At 68.5% G+C, this 6,770-nt stretch carries 4 protein-coding genes and 1 pseudogene; 1 reads left to right on the top strand and 4 read right to left on the bottom strand.

Features of this window, described 5'->3' with window-relative positions; genetic code table 11:
* A pseudogene (locus tag ACFVWG_RS37785) lies at window positions 1-411 on the top strand (sugar ABC transporter permease); the annotation flags it as partial.
* A 102-nt stretch (window positions 412-513) separates the two neighbouring features.
* Here ACFVWG_RS37785 and ACFVWG_RS37790 read toward each other — a convergent pair.
* From ACFVWG_RS37790 to ACFVWG_RS37805, 4 genes are all read right to left on the bottom strand, one after another.
* Window positions 514-3,348, bottom strand: coding sequence for a BTAD domain-containing putative transcriptional regulator (locus ACFVWG_RS37790; protein ID WP_391548311.1), 2,835 nt, complete (start codon window positions 3,346-3,348; stop codon window positions 514-516).
* Between the two features lie 78 nt (window positions 3,349-3,426).
* Window positions 3,427-4,485, bottom strand: coding sequence for an ABC transporter ATP-binding protein (locus tag ACFVWG_RS37795; protein WP_391548312.1), 1,059 nt, complete (start codon window positions 4,483-4,485; stop codon window positions 3,427-3,429).
* Between the two features lie 31 nt (window positions 4,486-4,516).
* The gene (locus ACFVWG_RS37800; protein ID WP_391548429.1) at window positions 4,517-5,554 is read right to left on the bottom strand and encodes an ABC transporter ATP-binding protein; all 1,038 of its coding nucleotides are present in this window, start codon (window positions 5,552-5,554) and stop codon (window positions 4,517-4,519) included.
* 122 nt (window positions 5,555-5,676) lie between these two features.
* Entirely contained in the window at window positions 5,677-6,669 is a 993-nt protein-coding gene (locus ACFVWG_RS37805; protein WP_391548313.1) for an ABC transporter permease, read from the bottom strand.
* Window positions 6,670-6,770 lie beyond the last annotated feature (101 nt).

Consider the following 6,770-nt stretch of genomic DNA (forward strand, 5'->3'; position numbering starts at 1 on the left):
GGCCGCTCGGTGGTCGCCGTCGGCGGCAACGTCGAAGGCGCCCGCCGCGCCGGTATCAACGTGCGCGGGATCTACCTGTCGGTCTTCGCCGCCTGCTCGACCTTCGCCGCCATCGGCGGCATCCTCGCCGCCGCGCGCCTGGTCGCCGTCGGCCAGAGCAGCGGTGGTACCGACACCAACCTGAACGCGATCGCCGCCGCCGTCATCGGTGGCACCAGCCTCTTCGGCGGCCGCGGCTCGGCGTACTCCGCCCTGCTCGGCGCCTTCGTGATCATGTCGATCCAGAACGGTCTCGCCCTGCTCAGCCTGGACTCCAGCGTCCGGTACGTCGTCACGGCCGGCGTACTGCTCATCGCCGTCACCATCGACTCACTCAGCCGCCGCAGCCGCCAGGCCCACGGCCGGGCGTAGTCCCCCGATCCCGGTGGGCCCCCTCCTGACCCCTGCGCGGCGGAGGCCCACCGGTTCCAACTCTGGTTGGCCCCCTCGGCTACCTCTGGACCACCAAGTAGCTCACTGGTTCGCCGGGTCGCGGGGATCGGTATCGATCAGCTCACGGAAATAGCGTGCGCTCGACCGGTCCCCGCGAGCCTCAACCACCTCGATCAACTCGCGCCGGATCCGGCGGCCCGCCGCGAAGTCGCCCGCGGTCATCGCGATATCGGCTTCGGCGAGTCCGATTCGCAGGCGCAGATAGTGGCTGGGCGCATCGGCGTTCACGGCCTTCGCCAGGTCCAGCAGCGCGCGGGCCTGGTCGGTCTTGCCCTGCCTGGCCATGGTGGTGGCCAGCACACAATGCACCTGGGCGCCGTTGCCGTCACTGGACAAGGCGCGAAACGTAGCCGCCGCCGTAGTCAGGTGCTCCTCGGCCTTCTCGTAGCTCCCGATCTCGGCGTAGATCTCGCCGAGCAACAACCGAGCCTCGCCCTGGACGTTACTGCTCGGGGGCGCCAGCTCCACCACCTGCTCGCCCCATCGCACAGCGTCTTCGTAGTCATGCAGCTCAGCCGCGATGTGCACCAGGCGGCGTAGGGCGAGGGACCGCAACTCCCCCGGCCCACCCGGCCGGTCGGTCAAGGCCAGCGCTGCGAGACCGTGCATGCGGGCGTCGTCGTACTCGGCCAGATGGAGAGCGGCCGCTGCCAGTTGCAGTTCGGCCCTGGCCTGCAGCTCGAGCGAGCCGGTCGATTCGGCCAGCTCGCGGAGCCGGCCGCCCGCGCTCCACTGATCTGCGGGAGCGCCGCCGCGGTGGGTCCACAACGCCAGTTCGAGCCGGACCGAGAGCTCCAGCGGACCCGTCTCGGCAACAACCTCGGCAACCTCCTGCAGCAGCGCGTTGCGAGGCGCTCGCAGTTCCCGGACGCCGAGATAGCCGGTCAGCAACAGCGCGATCGCCCCGGCGAGCTCGGGCTGACCCGCGCTGAGCGCGGAGCGGGCCGCCGCATCGATCAGCGACCAGCTGACGTCGAACCACTGGATCGCATCGGCCTCGATCGCGCCTTCGGCCTCCGGCAGGACCGGCGTCGCGGGTGTTCGCAGGTGCGCCGCGACGGTCCAGCCGTGGTTGACGCCGGCATTGGCCAACGCCGTCACTCGATGGACCGCTTCGAAGTAGCGCTGCCGTGGCTGCGCCGGATCGCTGAGCTGCTCCGCGGCATACGAGCGGACCAGTGCGTGCATCTTGTACCGCCGGAACGGTTCGATGGCGACCAGCTCGACCAGCCCGAGATCGACGAGTTGCTCGAAGGCCACGTGGCCGCCCAGCTCGTCGTGGTCGAGCAGCGGCGCCGCGACCCACGCGGGGAACTCGGTCACTCCGACCAGCGAGAGCCTGGCCAGCAGCTGCTTCGTCCGAGGCTCGGCCAAGGTGAGACTGCGGTCCAGGCTCGTCCTGACCGCGAGGTCGCCGGCAACCATCCAATCCAACCGGGCCTCGTCGTCAGCGAGCGCTCCGAGCAATGCGGGGAGGGCCTCGTCGCTGGACAAGGCGAATCGCGAACCGATGATCCGGAGCGCCAGCGGCAGCCCCACACACTCCACCGCAACGGTCGCGACCACCGCAGGGTCCCGCACGGTCCGGCCGATCAGCTTGGTCAGCAGGTCGTTGCTGGTCGTCGAATCCAGCGGAAGGACCTGCCGATGGATGGCTTTCTTCAACTGGGGAAGGGATCTGCGCGACGTGACGACCGCCGCACAGTTCGGTCCGGACGGCAGCAACTGCTCGACCGTCTCGGCATCGAGAGCATCATCCAGTACGACGAGGAGCGCCAGCTCGGCAGTCTTGTCGCGGAAGAGCCGGACCCGCTCCTCCAACGGCTCCGGCACCGCACGTGGTGCGACGCCGATCGACCGCAGCATCGACCCGAGCAAGGCCTCCGCCGGCACCGCGGCTCCGCCGACATCCTGCAGCCGGGCGAACAGCTGACCGTCCGGAAACGCGTCCGCCACCAGGTGCCCGATCCGCGTCGCGGCCGCCGACTTCCCGACGCCCGCTGCACCCCACAGGCAGAGGGTCGCCGCGTCCTCGGTCAATGCCTGTACGGCGTCCGCCAGCAACTCGTCGCGTCCCAGCAGCATCGAGATGTCGACCGGCAGTTCGCGCGGCACAGTCTCCTCAGACGCGGTGCGATCCACCGGATCGTTGCGCAGAATCGCCAAGTACAACCGCCGCAAGGCCGGCGCGGGCTCGAGGCCGAACTGATCGGACAACCGCGCGGCCACGTCGGCGTACACGTCCAGAGCGTCCTGCCGTCGGCCGGTCAGGTGCAGCGCGGTCATCCAGGCCGCCACGGTGATCTCCCGCGTCGGATCCGCCTCGACGACAGCGGGCAGCTCGTCAAGCAGTTCGGTGTGCAACCCAGCCGCGAGATCGGCCTGGATCCGCTCGTCGACCGCGCCGCGCCGTTCCTCCTCCACCGGCACGCAGAGCCGATCGCGGACCGTCCGATCGACCACCTCAGGAAGCAGCTCACCCCGCCAAAGCTCCAACGCCGTCCGCAGCGCACTCCCCCGGCCGGCGGGATCCGGCAACGCTCGCGCCTGGGCAACACCCACCCGGAACCGGTCGAGGTCGGTGCTCCCGGCCGGTGCCCGTACGGCGTACCCGTCGCGACCGCCGTCGATGGCGATCCCGGCCTTGCGCAGCCGGGACACGTAGACCTGCAGCGATCCGCGCGCGTCAGCAGGCGGGTCGTCCGGCCAGATCAGATCGATGAGCTGGTCCGTCGGGGTCAGTTCGTTTGCCCTGAGCAACAACACCGCGAGCAGCAGCCGCTCCTGCCGCCGTACCAGCTTGATCTCGGCGCCGCCGGCGTGGACCTCGAGCGTTCCCAGCAGCCGGAATTCCATCTGCGGATGATAACCGCCCCGGACAGCCGAGAGCCGCCCCGACCAGAGTGGTCAGGGCGGCTCTCGGAACGCATGCCGTCAGGCGATGTCGGCGACGAGGTCGACCTTCGGCTCGGCGAAGTGGCAGGCCGCGGCGTGGCCGGGGGCGGACTGCGGCTTGCCCTCGAGCATCGGCTCCTGCGTCGCGCAGATGTCCTCGGCCTTCCAGCAACGGGTCCGGAACCGGCAACCGCTCGGCGGGTCGATCGGCGACGGGACATCGCCGACCAGCCGGATCCGCTCCTTGGCCGGAACGCCGCGGATCGTGCCGAGGTCAGGAGCCGCGGACAGCAGCGCCTGGGTGTACGGGTGCTGCGGGGCGCCGTAGATCTGCTCCCGCGATCCCTGCTCGACGATCTTGCCCAGGTACATCACCGCGACGCGGTCACAGAAGTGCCGGACCACACCGAGGTCGTGCGCGATGAACACGAACGCGATACCGAGGTCACGCCGCAGGTCCTCCAGCAGGTTCATCACCTGGGCCTGGATGGAGACGTCGAGCGCGGAGACCGGCTCGTCGGCGATGATCACCTCGGGCTCGACCGCCAGCGCGCGGGCGATCCCGATCCGCTGGCGCTGACCGCCGGAGAACTCGTTCGGGTAGCGGTTGTGGTGCTCGGGGTTCAGACCGACCCGCTCCAGCAGCTCCTGGACCCGGGCCAGCTCCTGGCCACGCTTCACCAGGTTGTGCACGCGCAACGGCGTACTGATGATGTTGCTGACCGTCTGGCGCGGGTTCAGCGAGCTGTACGGGTCCTGGAAGACGATCTGCAGCTGGCGGCGGAACGGGCGCAGTTCCCGCTCCTTCAGCTGCGCGATGTTGGTGCCCTTGAAGTTGATCTCGCCCGACGTCGGCGTGAGCAGCCGGGTGATCATCCGGCCGGTGGTGGACTTGCCACATCCGGACTCGCCGACCAGGCCGAGGCTCTCGCCGGCCTTCAGGTCGAAGCTCACGCCGTCGACGGCCTGAACCACCTTCTTCGTCCGGCCCAGACCGGCGGCTTCCTTGATCGGGAAGTGCATCTTCAGGTCGCGGACCCGCAGCAGCGTCTCGCCCGGAGCGGCCGGCTGGTCGATCGGACGTACTGTGTCGCTCATCTCTCTCCTCAGTCCCGTGTCACGTCTGCTGTCAGCCCAGTCTCGGCAGGACTTCGGTCTCGTAGATCGAGGCCTTGTCGTGCAGATGACAACGGGACGTGTGGGCACCGGCGCCGTCGACCGGCAGCAGCTCGGGCAGATCGGTGGTGCAGCGCTCACCCTTGACGCGGTCCTTGTACGGGCAGCGCGGGTTGAACGAGCACCCGGTCGGCAGGTTCAGCAGGCTCGGCGGCAGACCCTTGATCGGGCGCAGCCGCTCGCTGGCCGCCGACACCGTCGGGATCGACTCGAGCAGGCCCCAGGTGTAGGGCATCCGCGGGTTGGCCAGGACGTCCTCGGCCGTGCCGTACTCGACGCAGCGACCGGCGTACATCACCAGTACGTCGTCGGCCATCTCGGCCACCACACCCAGGTCGTGGGTGATCAGCACGATCGCCGAGCCGAACTCCTTCTGCAGGTTGTTCAGCAGGTCCAGGATCTGCGCCTGGACCGTCACGTCGAGGGCCGTGGTCGGCTCGTCGGCGATGATCAGCTTCGGGTCGTTGACCAGGCCCATCGCGATCATCGCGCGCTGCCGCATACCGCCGGAGAACTCGTGCGGGTACTGCTTGAACCGGCGGATCGGGTTCGGGATACCGACCAGGTCCAGCATCTCCAGGGCGCGCTTCTTGGCGACGTCCTTGGAGACCTTGTGGTGCACGCGGTAGGCCTCGGAGATCTGGTTGCCGACCGTGTAGAGCGGGTGCAGCGAGGACTGCGGGTCCTGGAAGACCATCGCGACCGCGTCGCCGCGGACCTTCATCAGGTCGTTCTCGGACAGGCCGACCAGCTCGTCACCACCGAGCCGGATCGAGCCGGTGATCTGGGTGCGCTTGCGGTCGTGCAGGCCCATCACGGCCATGCTCGACACCGACTTGCCGGAGCCGGACTCGCCCACGATCGACAGCGTGCGGCCGAGCGGGACCGAGTAGCTCAGCCCGTTCACGGCACTGACCACGCCGTCGGCGGTCGGGAACTTCACGGTCAGGTCCTCGACCACCAGGTACGGCGTCTCGCCGCTGGGGTTCATCAGCCCGGAGCGCTTCTCACGAGTCGCGACCGACGGGCCGCGCTTGGCGTCCGCGGCCGCTGCCGGCTGCCCGGCTGCACTGTCGGCCATGCTGTCCTTCCGGTCTTCGGGGGCGGGAGTGGTCACGAAAGCCTCACCCGCGGGTCGATCAGGCTGTAGCCGATGTCCACCAGGAAGTTCATCGCGACCAGGATCACCGAGGCGATCAGCACTGTTCCCATGATGACGGGCAGGTCGTAGCTCTCCAGGCTCTGCAGGACCAGGTTGCCCAGGCCGGGCAGGTCGAAGATCCGCTCGGTGAAGATGGCACCGGCGAGACTGCCGGCGACGTCCAGACCGAAGATCGTGATGACCGGGATCATGCCCGAACGCAGCGCGTGCTTGTACGTGACCCGGCGGTCCGACAGGCCCTTGGCCCGCGCCGTCCGGATGTAGTCCTCGCTCAGGGTCTCGACCATCGAGCCGCGCGAGTACCTGGCGTAGGCCGTGCAGTTGTAGATCCCCAGCACCAGCCAGGGCGTGATCAGCCCGGCCGCCCACTTCCCCGCGTTCTCCGAGATCGGCGTATAGCCACCCCGGGGAAGGATCGGGTAGAGGATCGTCAGGTACAGCGAGATCATCAGCGCCACGATGTAGTAGGGCACCGAGCTGAGGATCAGGGTGCTGCTCATCAGCGCCCGGTCGCCCAGCGTCCCGCGTCTCTTCGCAGCCATCGAGCCCACGAAGACACCAATGGTCAGCACCAGTACGGCGTACCCGGCGACCAGCGACACCGTCACCGGCAACCGTTGCTTGATCATGTCCGTGACCGGCCGGTCGTTCTTGAACGAGTACCCCAAGCAGGGTGCGTGGCAGTCCTGAACGACGCCAGACGTCTCGAAGGTCCGCCCGGCGAAGATGCCCGCGGTGTACTCGGCGAACTGCTGAACCTTGGGCTTGTCCAGGTTCAGGTTCTGCTTGATCTCGTTGTAGCGCTGCTGTGTGCAGTTGCGCTCACCACAGATCGCGGCGGCCGGGTCGGTCGGCGCGATGAAGAACAACGCGAAGGTCGCGACCAGCGTGACCAACACGACACTGAGCGCGCTGACCAGGCGGCGCGCCACAAAGTAGAGCACGAGGTGTCTCCTCACCGAGGGGGGTGGGGGGGGGGGGGTGGTTGAATACAAGGTACACTCCCTTTTCCCCTTACAGAAACCACCCAACCACTCACCCCCCC

Origin of the sequence: Kribbella sp. NPDC058245 (genome assembly GCF_042882005.1) — a bacterium.
Taxonomy (GTDB): Bacteria; Actinomycetota; Actinomycetes; order Propionibacteriales; family Kribbellaceae; genus Kribbella.